Origin of the sequence: Thermomonas sp. HDW16 (assembly GCF_011302915.1) — a bacterium.
Lineage (GTDB): Bacteria > Pseudomonadota > Gammaproteobacteria > Xanthomonadales > Xanthomonadaceae > Thermomonas.
Map to the genome: position 1 here is coordinate 1241706 of NZ_CP049872.1, position 19430 is coordinate 1261135.

18 protein-coding genes are annotated in these 19430 nt (G+C 66.7%); 6 read left to right on the forward strand and 12 right to left on the reverse strand.

Annotated elements, in window-relative coordinates:
* Positions 1–35: 35 nt before the first annotated feature.
* The 5 genes from glnD to asnB all read left to right on the forward strand — a co-directional run bounded on the left by glnD (position 36) and on the right by asnB (position 6919).
* Positions 36–2639: a [protein-PII] uridylyltransferase gene (gene glnD / locus G7079_RS05710; protein ID WP_240906268.1), complete on the forward strand. Its 2604-nt coding sequence runs from the start codon at positions 36–38 to the stop codon at positions 2637–2639.
* Entirely contained in the window at positions 2636–3547 is a 912-nt protein-coding gene (gene dapD / locus G7079_RS05715; protein WP_166056389.1) for a 2,3,4,5-tetrahydropyridine-2,6-dicarboxylate N-succinyltransferase, read from the forward strand. Before glnD ends, dapD begins: the two co-directional genes overlap by 4 nt.
* Positions 3547–3909, forward strand: a complete 363-nt coding sequence (locus G7079_RS05720) for a Spx/MgsR family RNA polymerase-binding regulatory protein (RefSeq protein ID WP_166056391.1) — start codon at positions 3547–3549, stop codon at positions 3907–3909. Before dapD ends, G7079_RS05720 begins: the two co-directional genes overlap by 1 nt.
* Entirely contained in the window at positions 3906–5066 is a 1161-nt protein-coding gene (dapE, locus tag G7079_RS05725; RefSeq protein ID WP_166056393.1) for a succinyl-diaminopimelate desuccinylase, read from the forward strand. Before G7079_RS05720 ends, dapE begins: the two co-directional genes overlap by 4 nt.
* A gap of 167 nt (positions 5067–5233) precedes the next feature.
* Complete coding sequence (gene asnB, locus G7079_RS05730; RefSeq protein WP_166056395.1) at positions 5234–6919, forward strand: asparagine synthase B; 1686 nt, start codon at positions 5234–5236, stop codon at positions 6917–6919.
* Here the strand turns inward: asnB and G7079_RS05735 are convergent.
* Both G7079_RS05735 and parC read right to left on the reverse strand, forming a co-directional pair.
* Positions 6916–7569: a thiopurine S-methyltransferase gene (locus tag G7079_RS05735; RefSeq protein ID WP_166056397.1), complete on the reverse strand. Its 654-nt coding sequence runs from the start codon at positions 7567–7569 to the stop codon at positions 6916–6918. The two genes, asnB and G7079_RS05735, sit on opposite strands and share 4 nt — an antisense overlap.
* Positions 7570–7738: 169 nt before the next feature.
* A complete protein-coding gene (gene parC / locus G7079_RS05740; RefSeq protein WP_166056399.1) occupies positions 7739–9988 on the reverse strand; it encodes a DNA topoisomerase IV subunit A in 2250 nt (749 codons plus the stop codon).
* Positions 9989–10070: 82 nt separating this feature from the next.
* Here parC and G7079_RS05745 point away from each other — a divergent pair, with 82 nt between their 5' ends.
* Positions 10071–10439, forward strand: a complete 369-nt coding sequence (locus tag G7079_RS05745) for a nuclear transport factor 2 family protein (RefSeq protein ID WP_240906251.1) — start codon at positions 10071–10073, stop codon at positions 10437–10439.
* A gap of 4 nt (positions 10440–10443) precedes the next feature.
* Here the strand turns inward: G7079_RS05745 and G7079_RS05750 are convergent, their stop codons facing one another.
* The 10 genes from G7079_RS05750 to ccoN form a co-directional block, all read right to left on the reverse strand.
* Positions 10444–11169, reverse strand: coding sequence for a sulfite exporter TauE/SafE family protein (locus G7079_RS05750; protein WP_166056402.1), 726 nt, complete (start codon positions 11167–11169; stop codon positions 10444–10446).
* A complete protein-coding gene (ccoS, locus tag G7079_RS05755) occupies positions 11159–11347 on the reverse strand; it encodes a cbb3-type cytochrome oxidase assembly protein CcoS (protein ID WP_166056403.1) in 189 nt (62 codons plus the stop codon). The genes G7079_RS05750 and ccoS overlap by 11 nt, the downstream gene beginning before the upstream one ends.
* A complete protein-coding gene (locus tag G7079_RS05760; RefSeq protein ID WP_166056404.1) occupies positions 11344–13707 on the reverse strand; it encodes a heavy metal translocating P-type ATPase in 2364 nt (787 codons plus the stop codon). Before G7079_RS05760 ends, ccoS begins: the two co-directional genes overlap by 4 nt.
* Before the next feature lie 13 nt (positions 13708–13720).
* Entirely contained in the window at positions 13721–14236 is a 516-nt protein-coding gene (locus G7079_RS05765) for a FixH family protein (protein WP_166056405.1), read from the reverse strand.
* Between the two features lie 66 nt (positions 14237–14302).
* Positions 14303–15853 (reverse strand): 4Fe-4S dicluster domain-containing protein, encoded by a 1551-nt coding sequence (locus G7079_RS05770; protein WP_166056406.1) that lies wholly within the window; start codon positions 15851–15853, stop codon positions 14303–14305.
* Between the two features lie 11 nt (positions 15854–15864).
* Complete coding sequence (locus tag G7079_RS05775; protein WP_166056407.1) at positions 15865–16158, reverse strand: hypothetical protein; 294 nt, start codon at positions 16156–16158, stop codon at positions 15865–15867.
* Positions 16155–17090 (reverse strand): cytochrome-c oxidase, cbb3-type subunit III, encoded by a 936-nt coding sequence (gene ccoP, locus G7079_RS05780; RefSeq protein WP_166056408.1) that lies wholly within the window; start codon positions 17088–17090, stop codon positions 16155–16157. Before ccoP ends, G7079_RS05775 begins: the two co-directional genes overlap by 4 nt.
* On the reverse strand, positions 17087–17275 hold the full coding sequence (locus G7079_RS05785; RefSeq protein WP_166056409.1) for a cbb3-type cytochrome c oxidase subunit 3: 189 nt from the start codon (positions 17273–17275) through the stop codon (positions 17087–17089). The genes ccoP and G7079_RS05785 overlap by 4 nt, the downstream gene beginning before the upstream one ends.
* A 4-nt stretch (positions 17276–17279) precedes the next feature.
* Positions 17280–17894 carry a cytochrome-c oxidase, cbb3-type subunit II gene (gene ccoO, locus G7079_RS05790; RefSeq protein ID WP_166056410.1) on the reverse strand — a complete coding sequence of 205 codons (615 nt, stop codon included), beginning with the start codon at positions 17892–17894 and terminating at the stop codon, positions 17280–17282.
* Positions 17895–17903: 9 nt separating this feature from the next.
* Complete coding sequence (gene ccoN / locus G7079_RS05795) at positions 17904–19343, reverse strand: cytochrome-c oxidase, cbb3-type subunit I (protein ID WP_166056411.1); 1440 nt, start codon at positions 19341–19343, stop codon at positions 17904–17906.
* Positions 19344–19430 lie beyond the last annotated feature (87 nt).

Sequence of the window (19430 nt, forward strand, 5' to 3'; positions counted from 1 at the left end):
AGGCGGCAGCCGATCCGCACGCGGTTCCGGCTGAGCTGCCCGCCGGCCCCGAAGGCGATGCCGACTGGGCCGCCGCAAGCCGCGCCTCTCTCGCACAGACCGATGCAAGGCTTGCGAGCCGTTTCGATGGCGGCGAAGCCGTCGACAAGCTCGTGGCCCTGCGCACGCGCGCGGCCGATGCACTGATCCTCGAGGCCTGGCAGCGCTGCATCACCACCGACGAAGGCGGGCCCGATGCCGGACTCGCCTTGTTCGCGGTGGGCGGTTACGGCCGTGGCGAATTGTTCCCGCATTCCGACATCGACCTGCTGGTACTGGCCGAAAGCGATGTGCAGCAGGCGCAGCAGCCCGCGTTGGCGCGCTTCCTTGCAGTGCTTTGGGATGCAGGCTTGCAGGCCAGCCAGGCGGTGCGTTCAGTCGCGCAATGCACGGAAGCCGCCGCCGACCAGACCGTGTTGACCGCGTTGATGGAAGCGCGTGCCCTGGTCGCGGATGAGGCCGCGCAAGGGCGGTTGCGCGATGCGATCTCGCCCGAACGCATCTGGTCGGCGCGCGCCTACTTCGAGGCGAAAGTGCAGGAGCAGGCGCAGCGCCACGCGCGCTTCGGCGATACCAGCGACAACCTGGAACCCAACCTCAAGGACGGCCCCGGCGGCCTGCGCGACCTGCAGATGCTGGGCTGGATGGCGCTGCGCAGTTTCGGCGTGCGCGAGCTGGATCCGTTGGTGGGTCTCGATCACCTCGGTGCCGATGAAGCCGTGGCGCTGGATCGCGAACGCCGCGCGCTTGGCCGCCTGCGCTTCGGCCTGCACCTGGTCGCCGGGCGGCGCGAAGAGCGGCTGCGTTTCGATTACCAGAAGCTGCTGGCCGAACGCCTCGGTTACCTCGACGATGCCGATTCGCTCGGCGTCGAGAAAATGATGCAGGGCTTCTACCGCAGCGCGGCGATCGTGCGGCGGGTCAACGATCGCTTGCTGCAGCGTTTCGAGGAGCATTTCGATGGCGCCGCCGAGCCGCAACTGCTCGACGGCAATCTGGAATTGCGCCGCGGCTATCTCTCCATCCGCAAGCCGGGTTGGTTGATCGAGGACGCCGCGCATGTGTTCGCGCTGTTCGCCGCCTGGGCGGCCGATCCCGGTTTGCGCGGCCTGCATTCGCAGACGGCGCGGGAACTCGCGCGCGCGTTGCCGGGTATCCCGCGCTACGCGAAGGCTACGCCGCAGTTGCGCGCGGACTTCATGCAATTGTTGCGCGGCCCGCAACCGGTGAAGACGCTGGAGCGGATGGCCCGGCTTGGCGTGCTTGGGCATTGGATTCCGGCCTTCGCGCAGGTCTCCGGGCGCATGCAATTCGACCTGTTCCACGTCTACACCGTCGACCAGCACACGCTGGCGGTGCTGCGCAACCTGGCGGCGTTCGCGTCCGGCGAGCCGAACGAACGATTCTCGGTCGCACACACCGTGTGGCCGTCGCTGCGCAAGCCGGAGTTGTTGCTGCTCGCCGGCCTGTTCCACGACATCGGCAAGGGTCGCGGCGGCGATCATTCGGAACTCGGTGCAGTGGATGCGCGCGAATTCTGCACGGCGATGGGCCTGTCCGAGGCCGATACCGCGTTGGTCGAATGGCTGGTGCGCAAGCACCTGCTGATGTCGGTGACCGCGCAGAAGCAGGACATCACCGATCCCGAGGTGATCCATCGCTTCGCGGCCATCGTCGAGGATCGTCAGCGCCTCGATTACCTCTACCTGCTGACTTGCGCGGACATCGCCGGCACCTCGCCAAAGCTGTGGAATGCGTGGAAGGATCGCCTGCTGGCCGATCTGCACACAGCCACGCGCCTCGCGTTGCGTCGCGGCCTAGAACATCCGGTCGCCGCCGATGAACGCATCGACGAGAACCGCGCCGCGGCACGCGCATTGCTGGTCGCCGAAGGCCACGACGACGATAGCGCCATCGACGCGATCTTCGCGCGCATGCCACGCGACAACTTCCTGCGCAGCCGGCCGGAGCAGATCGTCTGGCAGGCGAATGCCTTGCGCGATGCCGCTCACGGTGCGGTCGTCACCCATGCGCGGCAACTGCCCGGCGGTGGCCATGAAGTGCTGGTGCATGCGCCGGATCGCGATGGCCTGTTTGCGGCGATCGTGATTGCGCTCGACCGCGCCGGCCTGGCGATCCTGCAGGCGCGCGCGCTGGACGGTCCCGACGCGACGATTTTCGATACCTTCCACGTGTTGCCGAACGATCCGCGGCAAGCGCCGACGCCGGCGCAGATCGGAGCTGGCCTGCAGCGCATGCTTGCTGGCGACCTGCGTCGCATGCAGCCCACGCGGCGCAGCCAGCCGCGCCACCTGCGTCATTTCCGCATCGCGCCGCAGGTAGCATTCGCTGTTGCCGAAAACGGACGCACCCTGGTCAGCATCGTCGGCAACGACCGCCCCGGCTTGCTGGCCGACGTGGCGCGCGCATTGCGCGAACAACGCCTGCGCGTGCACGACGCGCGCATCGCCACCTTCGGCGAGCGTGCCGAGGACATGTTCCAGATCAGCGACGAGCACAATCGCCCGTTGCAAGACGACCACCAACGGCAAGCACTGCGCGACGCGCTGCTGGCCGCACTCGACGGAGATTCAAGATGAGCCCCGCCAAGCCAAAGAAGAAAGCCGCCGCCGAAGCGCCGGCAAAGCCGTCGCGCGACGCCGCGCGCGCGGCAGAGATGGAGACGCTGCGTTTCGAGATCGAAAGCGCGTGGGAGCGGCGTGCGACGTTGACGCCGGAAGAACTTGAAGGTGCAACGCGCCCGGCCGTCGAACGCGCCATCGAAGGGCTGGAGAAAGGCCAGCTGCGCGTTGCCGAACCGGATGGCAACGGCGGCTGGCAGGTCAACGAATGGCTGAAGAAGGCGGTGCTGCTGTATTTCCGCACCCAGGAAATGGAGCTGGTCGAAAGCTACCCGGCGCCGTTCTGGGACAAGGTGCCGGCGCGCTTTGCCGAGTTCGACGAGGCGGATTTCCGCAAGCTCGGCGTGCGCGTGGTGCCGGGTGCGATCGTCCGTGCGGGTAGCCATATCGGCAAGGACGTTGTGCTGATGCCGAGCTTCGTGAACATCGGTGCACATGTCGGCGAAGGCACCATGGTCGATACCTGGGCCACGGTCGGCAGTTGCGCGCAGATCGGCAAGCACTGCCATCTGTCCGGTGGCGCCGGCATCGGTGGCGTGCTGGAACCACTGCAGGCATCGCCGACGATCATCGAAGACCACTGCTTCATCGGCGCGCGTTCGGAAGTGGTGGAAGGTTTCGTGGTCGGCCATCACAGCGTGATCGGCATGGGCGTTTTCCTCGGCCAGAGCACGCGCGTCTACAACCGAGCCACTGGCGAGATCAGCTACGGCCGCGTGCCGCCATACAGCGTGGTCGTCTCCGGCCAGCTGCCCGCCGCCGATGGCAGTCATTCGCTGTACTGCGCGGTGATCGTCAAGCAAGTGGATGCAAAGACGCGCAGCAAGACCAGCATCAACGACCTGTTGCGTGGGTTGGCGGACTGATGGCGACAACCCTGTACGGCCTGAAGAACTGCGACACCTGCAAGAAGGCGCAGAACTGGCTGAAGCGTTTCGGTATCGAATACGCCTTCGTCGACTACCGCGACGAACGGCAATCGCCGGAGACGCTGGTGGCATGGAAGGACGCGGCCGGTGGTTGGGATGCGCTGATCAACAAATCGTCCACCACCTGGCGCCAGTTGCCGCCCAACCGCAAGACGCCGGGCAGCGATGCCGAATGGAAGCTGCTGCTCAAGGAATATCCGCAGCTGATCCGCCGGCCGGTGGTGGTGCTGGACGATGGCAGCGTGTCGCAGGGTTTCAGCGACAACGGCTTCAAGAAGCTTTTCGGGGTCGACAAGTGAGCGAAGTTCTCGCATTGACGAAGGAGTTGATCCTGCGCCCATCGGTGACGCCGGACGACGCCGGTTGTCAGGCGCTGATCGCCGATCGCCTGCAGCGCGCGGGCTTCAGCATCGAACAGCTGCGCTTCGGCGAGGTCGACAACCTGTGGGCAACGCACGGTAGCGGCGATGGCCCGGTGTTGGTGCTGCTCGGGCACACCGACGTGGTGCCGTCCGGCCCGCGAGAGGCCTGGGCCAGCGATCCGTTCGTGCCCGAGGTGCGCGATGGCGTGCTCTACGGGCGCGGCGCGGCGGACATGAAGGGCAGCGTGGCGGCGTTCGTCATCGCGCTGGAACGCTTCGTGGCCGCGCATCCACAACATGCGGGCACGGTGGCGTTGCTGCTGACGTCGGACGAAGAGGGCGATGCCATTGATGGCGTGCGCAAGGTCGCGGAGTTGTTCCGCGAGCGCGGCCAGCGCATCGACTGGTGCATCACCGGTGAACCGTCATCGAAGGTGAAACTAGGCGATCTGCTGCGCGTCGGTCGGCGTGGCACCTTGTCCGCCACGCTGACGGTGAAGGGTATCCAGGGCCATGTGGCGTATCCGGACAAGGCGCGCAACCCGATCCATCAGGCGCTGCCGGCATTGGCCGAGCTCGCATGGAAGCAGTGGGATGCGGGTTACGAAAGCTTCCCGCCAACCAGTCTGCAAATCAGTAATTTCAATGCCGGCACCGGCGCCAACAACGTGATCCCCGGCGAAGCGACGCTGCTGTTCAACCTGCGCTACAACCCGAATTGGACTGCCGCGCAGCTGGAAGCGGAGTGCGAAACCCTGCTGCGCGATTACGGGCTTGAATTCGACATCCGCTGGCATCGCGGCGGTGAACCGTTCTACACGCCGGAAGGCCCGCTGCGCGAGGCTGCACGCGAGGTGCTGACGCAGTTCTCCGGTGCGCCGCCGGAAGAAAGCACCGGCGGCGGCACCTCGGATGCGCGCTTCATCGCGCCGCTGGGCGCGCAATGCGTGGAGATCGGGCCGGTCAATGCCAGCATCCACAAGGTCGATGAGAACGTGAGCGTGGCTGATCTGGATGCCCTGCCGGATCTGTACCTGGCCCTGCTCGAACGGTTGCTGGCGCAACCGTTGCGCGATGCCGATGCGGCGGGTTAAGGTCGAGCCATGAGCTTCCAGCGTGCCAACAATAATCGCAACAACGCCAGCCCCCCGCGGGTCGGCGATTAGCGCGCGCGTCACACGCTGATCTTCCCGAGGCCCGCACTGCAAAGTGCGGGCCTTTTCGTTTTTCCCTCCGAAACATCCCCTCAAGGACTTCCACGATGTGCTCGATCCTCGGCGTCTTCGACCTCCGCCCCGGCGCGGACCTGCAACCCCTGCGGCCGCTGGCCTTGTCGCTGTCCGCGCGCCAGCGCCATCGCGGCCCGGACTGGAGCGGGGTGCACGTGGATGCGAATGCGCTGCTGGTGCACGAGCGCCTGGCCATCGTCGATCCCGCCGGCGGCGCGCAGCCGATCCATTCCGCCGACGGCACGCTGGCGCTGGCGGTGAACGGCGAGATCTACAACCATCGCGAGCTCGAACGTCGCCTGGCCAAGCCCTACGCGTTTCAGACCGGCTCCGATTGCGAGGTGGTCAACGCGCTGTACCGTGATGGCGAAGCCCCCGAAACCTGGCTGGGCCGGCTCAACGGCATCTTCGCTTTCGCCCTGTGGGATGCCGACGCCAAGCGCGTGCTGATCGCGCGCGACCACATGGGCATCTGCCCGCTGTACTGGGGCCACGATGCCGACGGCCGGCTGTGGGTGGCGTCGGAAATGAAGTCACTGGTGCGCGTCTGCGACGACGTGGCCGCATTCCCGCCCGGCCATGTCTATGACAGCGCGACAGGCGAGCTGATCCATTGGTACAAACGCGCCTGGCGCGATTACGACGCGGTGCAGGGTGTCTCTGCCGACAAGGCCGAACTGCGTGAGGCCTTCGAGCGCGCCGTGCATCGGCAGATGATGAGCGACGTGCCGTATGGCGTGCTGCTCTCGGGCGGGCTGGATTCCTCGCTGGTCGCCGCGTGCGCGGCCAAATTTGCGCGCAAGCGGGTAGAGGACGATGACAAGGGCGAAGCCTGGTGGCCGCGCCTGCACAGCTTCGCCATCGGACTGGACGGTTCGCCGGATCTTGCCGCCGCGCAGATCGCTGCGGATGCGCTGGGCACGGTGCATCACGGCTTCACCTACAGCTTCGCCGAGGGGTTGGACGCGCTACCGGAAGTGATTCGCCATATCGAGACCTACGACGTCACCACGATTCGCGCATCCACGCCGATGTTCCTGCTGGCGCGGCGGATCAAGGCGATGGGGGTGAAGATGGTGCTCAGCGGCGAGGGCAGCGACGAGCTGTTCGGCGGCTACCTCTACTTCCACAAGGCGCCGAACGCGCGTGAATTCCACGATGAGCTGGTGCGCAAGCTGGATGCGCTGCACAGCTACGATTGCCTGCGCGCCAACAAGTCGATGATGGCCTGGGGCGTGGAGCCGCGCGTGCCGTTCCTGGATGTCGAGTTCATGGACGTGGCGATGCGCATGGACGCCAAGCACAAGATGAGCGGCGGCGGGAAAATCGAAAAATCGGTGCTGCGCGAGGCCTTCGAGGGTTATCTGCCGCAGGAAATCCTGTGGCGGCAGAAGGAGCAGTTCAGCGATGGCGTGGGCTATGGCTGGATCGATGGCTTGAAGGCGCAGGCCGAAGCGCAGGTGAGCGATGCGGATTTCGCTGCAGCCAGTCAGCGTTTCCCGATCAACGCGCCGCAGACCAAGGAAGCGTATTTCTATCGCCGCATCTTCGAGGAGATTTTCCCCGGCGAGGCCTGCGCGAACACGGTGCCGGGCGGCAAGTCGATCGCGTGTTCTTCGCCCGCTGCGATTGCGTGGGATGCGGCTTTCGCGACGATGGCCGATCCATCCGGGCGTGCGGTGGCCGGTGTGCACAACGCGGCGGTGATGGCGCTCTAGCGCCGGCGCAGCACGTAGACCGCCGTGTCCAGCTGCGATACCCCGGCCACGTAGCCGGGGTGTTCCGGCGGAATCGGCCGGCGTTCCAGTAGCTCGATGTCCCAGTCGGCGGAATACAGCGACAACACTTCGTCCTGCAGCACCGAGAACGGCGGGCCGGCGCGTTCGGCCTGCGGGTATTCCAGGGTGATCAGCAGACCACGGCAGCCGGTGGGCAACTTCGCGTAGACCTCGCGGGCATAGCGCTGGCGCAGTTCCGGTGGCAGCGCTATCAGCGCGGCACGGTCGAACACCGCCGCGCAATCGCGCAAGGCCTGCGCATCCAGTGCGAAGGCGTCGCCGCAGATGAGTTCGATGCCATTCGCCGAGTAATGGCGGCCGTACTTCGATTCACGGATGTCCGGTTGCAGCCCGTGTTCAACGAAGAATTGTTCGATGGCGAGTTGCGAAAGTTCCACGCCCAGCACGCGATAGCCCTGTGCCGCGAACCAGACCATGTCCAGCGACTTGCCGGCCAGCGGCACGAACACTTGAGCACCGGCGGGGATGTCCAGCGCGGGCCAATGCTTGAGCAGTAGTGGCGTGGGCGTGTCTTGGTGGAAGCCGATCTGGTTGTCGGCCCAGCGCTGGTGCCAAAACTCGGGGTGCATGCGTGTCTCCTCGTTCGACGGCGCCTACCATCGGGGTAAGTGGGGCTTTCGAGCAGCGTACGCTGCGAGCCCACGAACGCCAGTCGGCATGCAGGCCGACTGGCAGGGGCTCCGCGGCTCAAAATGCCGCTACGCGAAACACCCGATGGTCTCGCCGTCGATGTGGCGGTTACGCCTCGACGGCCAAGGCATCGACCTTCTGCCAGCCACGCGGCAACAGCCCGCCACGCGAACCGCGCGCACCGACGTAATCGTCAAGTTCCTTGAACGAAAGCGTCATCGTGCGCGCACCGGATTTCACCTGCAGCTTGCCGGCAGGCGGCACCACGGCGACGGCGACGACCTTCTCGGTGCCGCGCTTGGCCTTGGGGATCTCGATGATCTTGTTGCCCTTGCCCTTGTCGAGTTCCGGCAGTTCGCTCAACGGGAAGACGAGCACATGGCCGGCGCTGGTGACCGCGACGATGCGATCCGCCGCGACATCGGCCACCGCGGCGGGTTGCAACACCAGCCCGCCTTCGGACAAGGAGAGCAGCGCCTTGCCGGCCTTGTTGCGGCTGGTGAGATTCTCGAAGCGGGTGACGAAGCCGTAGCCGTGGCTGGAGGCGATCACGAAGCGTGCATCGTTGTCGCCGCTGGCCAGCGCCTGGAAGCTCGCGCCTGGTGCGGGAGTGAAGCGGCCGGTCAGCGGCTCGCCGTTGCCACGCGCCGAGGGCAGTGTGTGCACGGCAGTCGAATAGCTGCGCCCCGCCGAATCGAGGAAGGCGACCTGCTGGTTGCTGCGTGCCTTCACTGCGGCGAGCAAGCCATCGCCTTCGCGATAGCTGAGTGCGGCGGCATCGATATCGTGGCCCTTGGCCGCGCGCACCCAGCCCTTGTCGCTGACCACCACGGTCATCGGTTCGCTGGCGACCAGTTCGGTTTCGTCCAGCGCCTGCGCGGCTACGCGCGCGACCAGCGGGCTGCGGCGTGCATCGCCGAATTTCTTGGCATCGGCCAGCAACTCATCCTTGATCAGCTTCTTCAGCTTGGCCTTGCTTTCCAACGTCGAGATCAGGCGATCGCGTTCTGCATCGAGTTCGTCCTGCTCGCCGCGAATCTTCATCTCTTCCAGCCGCGCCAGCTGGCGCAGCTTGGTATCGAGGATGTAATCCGTCTGGTCTTCGGACAGCGCAAAGCGTGCGATCAGCGCGGCCTTCGGTTCGTCCTCGGTGCGGATGATGCGGATGACTTCGTCGAGATTCAGGAACGCGACCAGCAAGCCTTCCAACAGGTGCAGGCGGCGCTCGACTTTCTCGAGTCGATGCTTGAGGCGACGGGTGACGGTATCGCTGCGGAATGCCAGCCACTCGCTGAGCAGCATCTTCAGGTTCTTGACCTGCGGACGGCCGTCCAGGCCGATCACGTTCATGTTGACTCGGTAACTCTTCTCGAGATCCGTGGTCGCGAACAGATGGCCCATCAGTTGTTCGGCATCGACGCGGTTGCTGCGCGGCACCAGCACGATGCGGGTGGGATTGGCGTGGTCGGATTCGTCGCGAATGTCTTCCAGCCACGGCAGTTTCTTTGCGCGCATTTGCGTCGCGATCTGCTCGATCACCTTGCTCGGGCTGACCTGATAGGGCAGCTCGGTGATGACGATATTGGTGTTCTCTTTCACGAACACGCCGCGTGCGCGCACCGAACCGTTGCCGGTTTCGTACATCGCCTGCAGGTCGGCGGTGGGGGTGATGATTTCCGCCGCAGTCGGGTAATCCGGGCCGCGCACGTGTTCGCACAGATCGCGCACGGTCGCGTCGGGATCGTCCAGCAGGCGTACGCAGGCGCTGACCACTTCGTTGAGGTTATGCGGCGGTACGTCGGTTGCCATGCCGACGGCGATGCCGGTGGTGCCGTTGAGCAGCAGGTGCGGCAGGCGCGCCGGCATCCACGTGGGTTCTTCCAGGGTGCCGTCGAAATTCGGGTCCCAGTCGACGGTGCCCTGGCCGAGTTCGCCCAGCAGCACTTCGGCGATGGGCGACAGCTTGGATTCGGTGTAACGCATCGCCGCAAACGACTTCGGATCGTCGGTGGAACCGAAATTGCCCTGTCCTTCGACCAGCGGATAGCGGTAGCTGAACGGCTGCGCCATCAGCACCATCGCTTCGTAGCAGGCGGAATCGCCGTGCGGGTGGTACTTGCCGATCACGTCGCCCACGGTACGCGCGGATTTCTTCGGCTTGGCCCCGGCATTGAGGCCGAGCTCGCTCATCGCATAGATGATCCGGCGCTGCACCGGTTTCAGGCCGTCGCCGATGAAGGGCAGGGCGCGGTCGAGCACCACGTACATCGAGTAGTCGAGGTAGGCGCGCTCGGCGTACTCGCGCAGGGGGATCTGTTCGAAGCCGTGGAAGGCGGTGCGGATGCTGTCGTCGGTCATGGGGCAATTCTACTGCCGCGGTGGATTCGGCAGTGCTTTGATAGTCTGCAGGCGTGGATTTTCATCAACCAGGATGTCTGCCATGAATCATGTCGAGATCGCCACCACCTTCCTGCGCATGTGCGCCCGTGGCGAGGTACGCGAAGCCTACGCACGCTTCGTGGCTGCGGATTTCGTCCATCACAACGCGTGGTTCCCCGGTGACCGGGAATCCTTGCTGCTGGCGATGGAACAGAGCGCGGCGGCCGAGCCGAACAAATCGTTCGAGCCGAAGCAGGTGATCGAAGGTGGCGATCGCGTGGCGGTGCTGTCGCACCTGCGCCGCGCGCAGGCGGAGTTGGAATATGCCGTCGTCCACATCGTGCGCTTCGCCGATGGCAGGATCGTCGAATTGTGGGATCTGGGGCAGGAGATCCCGAAGGATTCACCGAACGCGCTGGGGATGTTCTAGCGCATCATCTCGCTAGGCTGCGGCAGCCCAGCGCTTCCAGTACGCCGTGCAAGACCGGCACATGCATCAACCACGGCCCGGCAAGCGTGAGCAAGCCGGCAACGATCACCAGCCCGCCCGCCATGGTGCGCAAACCGCCACGCTGCAGGCGTTGGCCGATGCGCGCGCCGGCCCAGGTCAGCGGGATCATCAGCGGCAGGGTGCCTAGGCCGAATGCGGCCATGGTCAGTGCGCCATGCACGGCGCTGGCCTGCAGCCATGCCGCAGCGAGCAGGGTGGTGCTGAGGCCGCAGGGCATCCAGCCCCAGACCATGCCAAGCACCAGCCGTTTGCCGGCGGTGTCCGCCGGCCAGACGCGCGCGCGCAGCGGCGCCAGCCACTGCCACAGGCGGGAGCCGGCACCGCCACCGAAGTTCCGCAGGCGATGCCTGCGATCCAGCAGCCGCAGGCCGGCGATGACCAGCACGATGCCGACCATCGCGCGCATCGCGATCCCGAGTCCGGGCATGCGCGCGATGCCCAGCAGGCCTCCACCGAGTCCGCCGACGATGGCACCGGCCAACGCGTAGCCCAGCACGCGGCCGAGGTTGGGCAATGCCGCCATCCACACGCTGTCGCGTTGTCCGACGGAGAGGCTGGTGGCGATGCCGCCGCACATCGCCGCGCAATGCACGGTGCCGAGCAGGCCGCTGGCGAACGCGGCCAGCAGCACCAGTCCGTCAATCGGCATCGTCGCCTGCCTTCTCGCGTGGCGGCTGTGGAGCGGGTACGTCGTCGTCGCGGAGGATGTCGATGGCGGGCGTGTCGAGGTCGTCGAACTGGCCGTGTTTCACCGCCCATGCGAACAGTAGGGCGGCCGCGCCGATCATCACCAGGCTGATGGGGATCAGGAACAGCAGGATGTTCATCGCGAAGGAACCCTTGTCAGCCGCAGCGCGTTGGCGGTGACCGCCAGCGAAGACAATGCCATGCCCAGCGCCGCCAGCCACGGCGTCACCACGCCTGCGGCGGCCAGCGGCAGGGCGAGCAGGTTGTAGCCGACCGCCCAGGCCAGGTTTTGGCGGACGATGCGGCGAGTGCGGCGGGCGATGGCGATGGCGGCGGGTACATTGCCCAGCGCGCTGCCGGACAGCACCAGGTCGGCGGCGCGCTGGGCCAGTGCCGCGCCGTCGCCGATCGCCAGCGACACGTCGGCCCCGGCCAGCACCGGCGCATCGTTGAGGCCGTCGCCGACCATCGCCACGCTGCGGCCGTCGGCCTGCAGCGCACGCACCCGCGCCAATTTGTCTTCCGGCGACTGGCGCGCATACGCATCGCTGATGCCTACCGCCTCGGCGAAGCGCGCCACCGGTGCGGCGGCATCGCCGCTGGCCAGATGCAGCGCCAGTCCCTGTTCGCGCAAGCGCGCGACCGCGCGCGCGGCATCCGGCCGTTCGCGTTCGGCGAAGGCGAAGCGCGCGCGTGCCCCGGCAGCGTTGCCCAACCAGATCGCGCCATCGTCGTCCTGGCCGATGGCGAACGGCGCGGTGCCGATCCGCCAGCGCTGGCCATCGATCATGCCTTCCACGCCCTGTCCGGCCACTGCACGCAGGTTGGCGGCGGTGGGAACACCTGCAACGTGCGCGAAGGCGGCGGCCAGCGGGTGGCTGCTGTCGCGTTCCAGCGCGGCGGCGATGCACAGGGCTTTGTCGGCATCGATGCCGATGCAGGCATCCACGCCCTGCAGGTGCGGCTTGCCGTCGCCGAGGGTGCCGGTTTTGTCGAACACCACGTCGGTGACTCGCGCCAGTCGATCCAGTGCGTCCGGGCGTACCGACAGCACGCCGATCTTGGCGAGTGCGCCGTGCGCGGCGGCCAGTGCGGCGGGTACCGCGAGCGACAATGCGCAGGGGCAGCTGATCACCAGTAGCGCCAGCGTCACTTCGAAGGCGCGCGCCGGGTCGTGGGCGCGCCACCACAGGTAGACCGCGGTGGCCGCCAGCAGCAGGCCGGCCACGAACCAGCCGGCGATGCGTTCGGCGCCGCGCGCCAGCGCCGGGCGGTGCGCCTGCGCGGTTTCCACCAGCCGCGCCAGTTCGGCGAGGCGGGTGCCGGCGCCGACTTCGGTGATGCGCATCCTGGCGGCGTGTTCGCGGCAGGCGGTGCCGGCGTACACGGCATCGCCGGCATGTTTGCTGACCGGCGTGGATTCGCCGGTCAGCAGGGATTCCTCGAAGCGGGCGTCGTCGTCCAGCAGCACGCCGTCGGCCGGCACCGGTTCGCCCACTGCAACGCGCACGATGTCGTCCACCGCCAACGCATCCAGCGGCACCGATTCGCGGCTGCCGTCGGCCAGTTCGCGGGTGGCGAACGCGGGCCGTGCGCGCGCCAACGCATCGACCTGCGCGCTGGCGATGCCGCGCGCGCGCTGTTCCAGCTGACGCGCGACCAGCAGCAGGAACACGAACATCACCGCTGCGTCGTACCAGACGTGGACGCCGCCACGCACCGTTTCGATCGTGCTGGCCGCCCATGCCAGCAGGGTGGAGCCCGCGATCAGCACATCCATGCCCAGCCGTCGCCCGCGCAGTTCGTGCCAGGCGCCGACCAGGAACGGCCAGCCGGCCCAGAACACCACCGGCGTGGACACCATGAAGGTGATCCAGCGGAAGAAATCGCGGGTGGGCAGCGGCATTTCGCCGCGGGTATCCAGGTACAGCGCCTCGGCGAACATCATCGCCTGCATCGCGCCGATGCCGGCCAGACCGATCCGCAACAGGTCGCGGTTGCGTTCGCTGCGGCGGGCGCGCTCGCGTGCCTCGCCGGTGGCCAGGTACGGCCGGTAGCCGAGCGACGCCAACCGCGCCAACGGCTGCGACAGCGTGGTGAGCGCCGGGTTCCAGGCGATGCGGATGCGCCCTGTGATGGCGTTGGCAGTGGAATCCAGTACGCCCGATTCGCGCGCCAGCGCGCGGTCGATCAGCCAGGCGCAGGCGGCACAGCGCATGCCGTCGGTGAGCACGGTGATCTCGCGGCCACCTTCGACCGCGCGGGCGTGGCCGGCCAGCAGTTCCTCGCGATCCCAGGCCGCCAACGCGGGCGCGTCGGCGTCCACGCGGCCGGCCGGCACGCTGCGCAGGCGGTAGTAGTCGTCGAGGCGTGCATCCAGGATCCAGCGTGCGGCTGCCGCGCAGCCCTCGCAGCAGAAGCCGCGCGCGGCGCCATCGACATCGGCGCGCACCGCCGGCTGCAGCAGCGGTTCGCCGCAGTGGTGGCAGACCTCGGCCATCGCATCCACTGCGTCAGGGCTGGGCGTCGTCGCCCACGGATGGACGTAACTGTGCAGCGAGCTGGCCGCGCGGCATCCGCCCGCGCAGGCGCCACGCTTCGCCGTCGGCGGGCTTCAGCTGGAGCAGCCAGTCGTGGTCGATGGCGGGCTTGGCGTCGACACGCCAGCCGGTGTCGGTGGCGGCCAGTTCCAGCACCACGTCCTGTTCGGCGCGAGTCGGATGGTGCAGGCTCAATTTGAGCGGGGCCGCGCGGTCGAGTTCGCCGCTGACCGGCAAGACTTCGACGAAGCCGTGTTCGTCGTCGATGCGCACGATCGCGCCCAGCTTGCGCTGCGCGGCCACTGCATCTGGGCCGAGATCGGTCTGCTGGGTCTGCCCGGTGCGCTGCACCTTGTCCGGCACTGCGTCGATGCTGTCGCCGTTGGCGGCGACCTTGAGCAGCCAGACGCTGCCGATGACGGCGGCGCCGACCAACGCCACCATCAGCCAGACGATGGGCTGCCGCCAGGGCGACGATTCGCGTTCCATTCCGTATCTCCTGGGAGCCTGTCCGCGATCCGCCGCGGACGAGCGCGGAGGATCGCGATGTGGGGGTTAAGTGGGGCCGAAGAAGGTGCTGTCGACGCGCGCCTTCGCGCTGCCGTCGTCGGCCTCGATCACGAAGATCAGCGCATGGCGGCCGCGTAAATCGGCGGGCGCGCCGACTTCGATCGCCTGCGAGACCACCGCGCCGGCCTGCACCTGTACATCCAGCGGTGTGTCTTTCAGCACCAGTGGCGCATTGTCGGCCGGTTCGATGCGGATGCGATAGCGATGGTCGGCGTCGGTCTTGTTGATCAGCTTGAGCGTGTAGCCGTTGACGGTGCGGTCGCCCTGCTGCTGGTACAGCGCGTTGCGGTCGCGCAGCACGTCGGCGATCAGCGGGCTGCGGTGGAGCACGCCCCAGATCCAGCCGGCCACCAGCACGGCAAGCAGTGCGCCATACACGAAGATGCGCGGGCGCAGCACCCGCGATGGCTTGCCGTCAAGCGCCTGCTGGGTGGTGTAGCGGATCAGCCCGTGCGGCATGCCCATCTTGTCCATCACGTCGTCGCAGGCGTCGATGCAGGCGCCGCAGGCGATGCATTCGTACTGCAGGCCGTTGCGGATGTCGATGCCGACCGGGCAGACCTGCACGCACATCGTGCAGTCGATGCAGTCGCCCAGTTCCTCCTGCTGGAACTTCGGCAGCGGTGCGGCTTCTGCGCCGATATCGCCCAGCATCACCGTGCCAGCCGCCTGCAGACGCGCTTGCGCGGCGCTGGGGTGGCGGCTGGCGCGGAACACGTAGTCATAGGCGGCGGACACATCGAGCAGCCCACGCGCGCGTTGCAGCACGCTGGACAGGCCGCGCTTGCGCGGGCCGCGCGGTTCACCGCGCATCGGGTCGTAGGCGATGATCAGGGTATCGCGGTCGAACATCGCGCTCTGGAAGCGCGCGTAGGGGCACATGTACTTGCACACTTGCTCGCGCAGGATGCCGGCATTGCCCCAGGTGGCCAGCGCGTAGAACAGCACCCAGAAGGTTTCCCAGCCGTTCCAGTCGAACGGCCACAGGCGCGCGCCGAGGCTGGCGATCGGGGTGAAGAAGCCGACGAAGGTGAACCCGGTCCACAGCGCGAACAGCAGCCACAGGACATGCTTGGAGCCCTTGCGCAGGAGCTTCTCGCGGTTCCACGGGCCGGCGTCGAGCTTCATCCGCTTCTGGCGGTCGCCCTCGGTCCAGCGCTCCATCCACAGGAAGGTTTCGGTCCACACCGTCTGCGGGCAGGCGTAACCGCACCACAGCCGGCCGGCCAGCGCGGTAACGAAGAACAGGGTCAGCGCCAGAACGATCAGCAGGATCGCCAGCAGGCTGAAGTCCTGCGGCCAGAAGGTCAGCCCGAACACGTGGAACTTGCGCGCGGGCAGGTCGAACAGCACCGCCTGGCGGCCGTCCCATTTCAGCCACGGGAACAGGTAGTACATGCCCAGCAGCCAGAACACCGCCAGCTTGCGCAGGCGATCGAAGCGCCCGGACACGTCGCGCGGATAGACCTTGCGTTCGCTCACGTAGACGGAGTCGCCGCCGGAATCCAGCACGTCGATGTCGATGCGTTTGCTCACGGCCTTGCTTGCTACCTGATCCTGGGCCCGTTGAAGCGGCTGGAAGGCCGCAGCAGGATCCAGGTGAACAGGCTGGACGATGCGGTTGCCAGCCAGAAGGTGAAGAAACCGAGGGTGTAGCCCAGCCCGCGCGAGATCGACAGGTTCGGGAAGGTCAGGTCGCGCAGTTCCAGCGGGTCGATGAAGGCGAAGAACACCATCGTCGCCACCCCGGCCGCGAAGAAACTGGGCCACAGGATCGCCCCGATCCGCTGCGCCATCGGGCGCGGCGGATGGTCGAAGTCCGGGGTTGTGAAATCGGTCATCGCGGGGCGGGGGTGCCTGGCTTGGCCTGGTGCGAGAGCGACCAGACATAGGCCGCGACCAAGCGAGAACGGGTATCGCCCAGTATGTTACCCCACGCGGGCATCACGCCATGGCGTCCGTTGCCGATGGTTTCGCGCAGCGATTCGCGACCGTCGCCGTACAGCCAATAGCCGTCGGTGAGATCCGGTGCGCCGACGTTCGGATCGCCCTTGCCATCCTTGCCGTGGCAGGCCACGCACACGCCTTCGTACAGCGTCTTGCCGCGCGCCGCCGCGTAGTCGCTGCGATTGCCGCCGTCCGTCTCGCCAAGCTGGTGCAGATAGGCGATCACGTAGTCCACCGCATCCGGGCCGCCCATGCCTTCCAGTACCTTGCCCCATGGCGGCATCACGCCCTCGCGTCCGTCCTGCACGGTGTGCAGGATCTGGTCGGGGGTGCCGCCCCAGTGCCAGATGTCATCGGTCAGGTTGGGGTAGCCGACCGCGCCCTTCGCCGACGAGCCGTGGCAGGTGGCACAGGTGTTGGCGAAGATCGACTTGCCCAGCTTGACTGCCTGCGGGTCGCGCGCGAGTGCGTCGATGGCCTGGCCCTTGTACGGGGCAAAGGTTTCCTCCAGCTTCGCGTTCGCCACCTCGGCCTCGCGGTCGTGCTCGCCCTGCGAGCTCCACTTGCCGAGGCCCTGGTAGGTGCCGAAGCCGCCGTACCAGAACAGGTAGCCGAAGGCGAACACGATCGCGATGTAGAAGCCGTTGATCCACCAGCGCGGCATCGGCTTGTTGTACTCGGTGATGTCGCCGTCCCAGTAGTGGCTGATCTCTTCCGGCTTCGGGTCGCCGGGGCGGCGCTTGGCCGTCCACCACAGCAGCCAGGCAACACCCAGCAGGTTGAACAGCACCAGCGCGATGACGTACCAGTTCCAGGCAGTGGTCATGCGTTCGTCCTCGCGTTGTGGTTGGTGTCGCCGTCGCTGGCGATGGCCTCGCCGGCGGGCACGTCGTCGTCTACCGCCAGTCGCGCGGTGGCCTCGAAGCCGCTGCGCAGGCGGGGTTGCCAGGCCCAGGCCCACAGGCCGACGAACAGCAGCAACAGCAGCGTGGTCACGATTCCGGAAATCATCGGTTCAATTCCCCCGCGGTGCGTGCTTGCCCAGCCCTTGCAGGTAGGCCACCAGCGCATCCAGTTCGGTCTTGCCTTCGACGGCGGCGGGCGCGCCCGCGATGTCGGCGTCGGTGTAGGGATCGCCCAGGCGCTTGATCGCGCGCATGTGCGCTTGCACGGTGGCGCCGTCCAGCGTGTTCTTGGCCAGCCACGGGAAGGACGGCATGTTCGATTCCGGCACCACGTCGCGCGGATTGATCATGTGCACGCGGTGCCAGTCATCCGAGTAGCGGCCGCCGACGCGGGCCAGATCCGGGCCGGTGCGCTTGCTGCCCCACTGGAACGGGCGGTCGTAGACCGATTCGCCGGCCAGCGAATAGTGGCCGTAGCGCTCGGTTTCGAAGCGCAGGGTACGCACCATCTGCGAGTGGCAGTTGTAGCAGCCCTCGCGGATGTAGACGTCGCGTCCGGCCAGCTCCAGCGCCGGATAGGGCTTGACCCCCGGCAGTGGCTTGATCGCCTCGGCCTGGAACATCAGTGGGACGATCTCGGCCAGGCCGCCGAGGGACACGGCCACAGCCACCAGCACGGCCATCAGGCCGATGTTCTTTTCGAGTTTCTCGTGTGCGATTCCCATGTCTCGTCCTCAGGCCTGCGCTTCGGCGGCATCGGGTGCCATGACGGGGTGCTCGGCGACACCGCGTGCCTGTTTCCAGGTGCGCCACATGTTCCAGGCCATCAGGCACATGCCGGCCAGGATCAGCAGGCCGCCCATCAAGCGTCCCAGGTAGTACGGATAGGTGGCGACCAGCGATTCGACGAAGCTGTAGGTCAACGTGCCGTCGGCGTTGGTCGCGCGCCACATCAGGCCCTGGGTGATGCCGGCGATCCACATCGAGACGATGTAGAACACCACGCCGATGGTGTGCATCCAGAAGTGGGTGTCGATCAGTTTCGTCGAGTACATCGCCGGCAAGCCCAGCAGGCGCGGGTACAGCGAGTACAGCGAGCCGATCGAGATCATCGCCACCCAGCCCAGGGTGCCGGCGTGCACGTGGCCCACCGTCCAGTCGGTGTAGTGCGACAGCGAGTTGACCGTCTTGATCGACAGCATCGGGCCCTCGAAGGTGGCGATCATGTAGAAGCTGATCGCGACGATGAGGAACTTCAGGATCGGGTCGGTGCGCAGCTTGTACCACACGCCGGAGAGCGTGAGGATGCCGTTCATCGCGCCGCCCCAGCTCGGGGCCAGCAGGATCACCGAGAACACCATGCCCACCGATTGCGCCCAGTCGGGCAGCGCGGTGTAGTGCAGGTGGTGCGGGCCGGCCCACATGTAGATCGAGATCAGCGCCCAGAAGTGGACGATGGACAGGCGGTAGGAGTAGATCGGGCGCTGCGCCTGCTTGGGTACGAAGTAGTACATCATCGCCAGGTAGCCGACGGTCAGCAGGAACGCCACGCCGTTGTGGCCGTACCACCATTGCGCCATCGCATCGACCGAGCCGCTGTAGACCGAGTACGACTTCCACAGCCCGGCCGGCATCACCAGGTTGTTGACGATGTGCAGCAGCGCCACCGCGATCACGTAGGCGCCGTAGAACCAGTTGGCGACGTAGATGTGCTTGACCCGGCGCTTGACGATGGTGCCGAAGAACAGCCAGCCGTAAGCCACCCAGACGACCGCGATCAGCAGGTCCAGCGGCCATTCGAGTTCCGCGTATTCCTTGCTCTGGGTGATGCCCAGCGGCAGGGTGATGACTGCGCCCAGCATCGCCGCCTGCCAGCCCCAGAACACGAAGCTGGCGAGCTTGTCGGAGATCAGCCGCACATGGCAGGTACGTTGCACCACGTACAGCGAGGTGGCGAACAGCACCGAGCCGCCAAACGCAAAGATCATGCCGTTGGTGTGCAGCGGCCGGATCCGGCTGTAGGTCAGGTACGGGATGTCGAAATTGAGCGCCGGCCAGTAGAGTTGCGCGGCGCAGAGCACGCCGACGGCCATGCCGACGATGCCCCAGAACACGGTCGCAACCGCGAATTGGTGCACTACTTTGTCGTTATAGGTGCCGGTGATGGCTTGCATACGGGTCTCCGGAGGTTCCTGAATATGCTACCGGCTGCGGCATGAGGCCGCTTGATCTAGATCAAACCGATGTCGCGAGCGTCGTGG

Excerpts from the sequence above, each read along its gene's own strand:
- dapD (WP_166056389.1), top strand. The coding sequence starts at position 2,636 with ATGAGCCCCGCCAAGCCAAAGAAGAAAGCCGCCGCCGAAGCGCCGGCA.
- G7079_RS05720 (WP_166056391.1), top strand. The coding sequence starts at position 3,547 with ATGGCGACAACCCTGTACGGCCTGAAGAACTGCGACACCTGCAAGAAG.
- asnB (WP_166056395.1), top strand. The coding sequence starts at position 5,234 with ATGTGCTCGATCCTCGGCGTCTTCGACCTCCGCCCCGGCGCGGACCTG.
- G7079_RS05735 (WP_166056397.1), bottom strand. The coding sequence starts at position 7,569 with ATGCACCCCGAGTTTTGGCACCAGCGCTGGGCCGACAACCAGATCGGC.
- parC (WP_166056399.1), bottom strand. The coding sequence starts at position 9,988 with ATGACCGACGACAGCATCCGCACCGCCTTCCACGGCTTCGAACAGATC.
- G7079_RS05745 (WP_240906251.1), top strand. The coding sequence starts at position 10,071 with ATGAATCATGTCGAGATCGCCACCACCTTCCTGCGCATGTGCGCCCGT.
- G7079_RS05750 (WP_166056402.1), bottom strand. The coding sequence starts at position 11,169 with ATGCCGATTGACGGACTGGTGCTGCTGGCCGCGTTCGCCAGCGGCCTG.
- ccoS (WP_166056403.1), bottom strand. The coding sequence starts at position 11,347 with ATGAACATCCTGCTGTTCCTGATCCCCATCAGCCTGGTGATGATCGGC.
- G7079_RS05760 (WP_166056404.1), bottom strand. The coding sequence starts at position 13,707 with ATGGCCGAGGTCTGCCACCACTGCGGCGAACCGCTGCTGCAGCCGGCG.
- G7079_RS05765 (WP_166056405.1), bottom strand. The coding sequence starts at position 14,236 with ATGGAACGCGAATCGTCGCCCTGGCGGCAGCCCATCGTCTGGCTGATG.
- G7079_RS05775 (WP_166056407.1), bottom strand. The coding sequence starts at position 16,158 with ATGACCGATTTCACAACCCCGGACTTCGACCATCCGCCGCGCCCGATG.
- ccoP (WP_166056408.1), bottom strand. The coding sequence starts at position 17,090 with ATGACCACTGCCTGGAACTGGTACGTCATCGCGCTGGTGCTGTTCAAC.
- G7079_RS05785 (WP_166056409.1), bottom strand. The coding sequence starts at position 17,275 with ATGATTTCCGGAATCGTGACCACGCTGCTGTTGCTGCTGTTCGTCGGC.
- ccoO (WP_166056410.1), bottom strand. The coding sequence starts at position 17,894 with ATGGGAATCGCACACGAGAAACTCGAAAAGAACATCGGCCTGATGGCC.
- ccoN (WP_166056411.1), bottom strand. The coding sequence starts at position 19,343 with ATGCAAGCCATCACCGGCACCTATAACGACAAAGTAGTGCACCAATTC.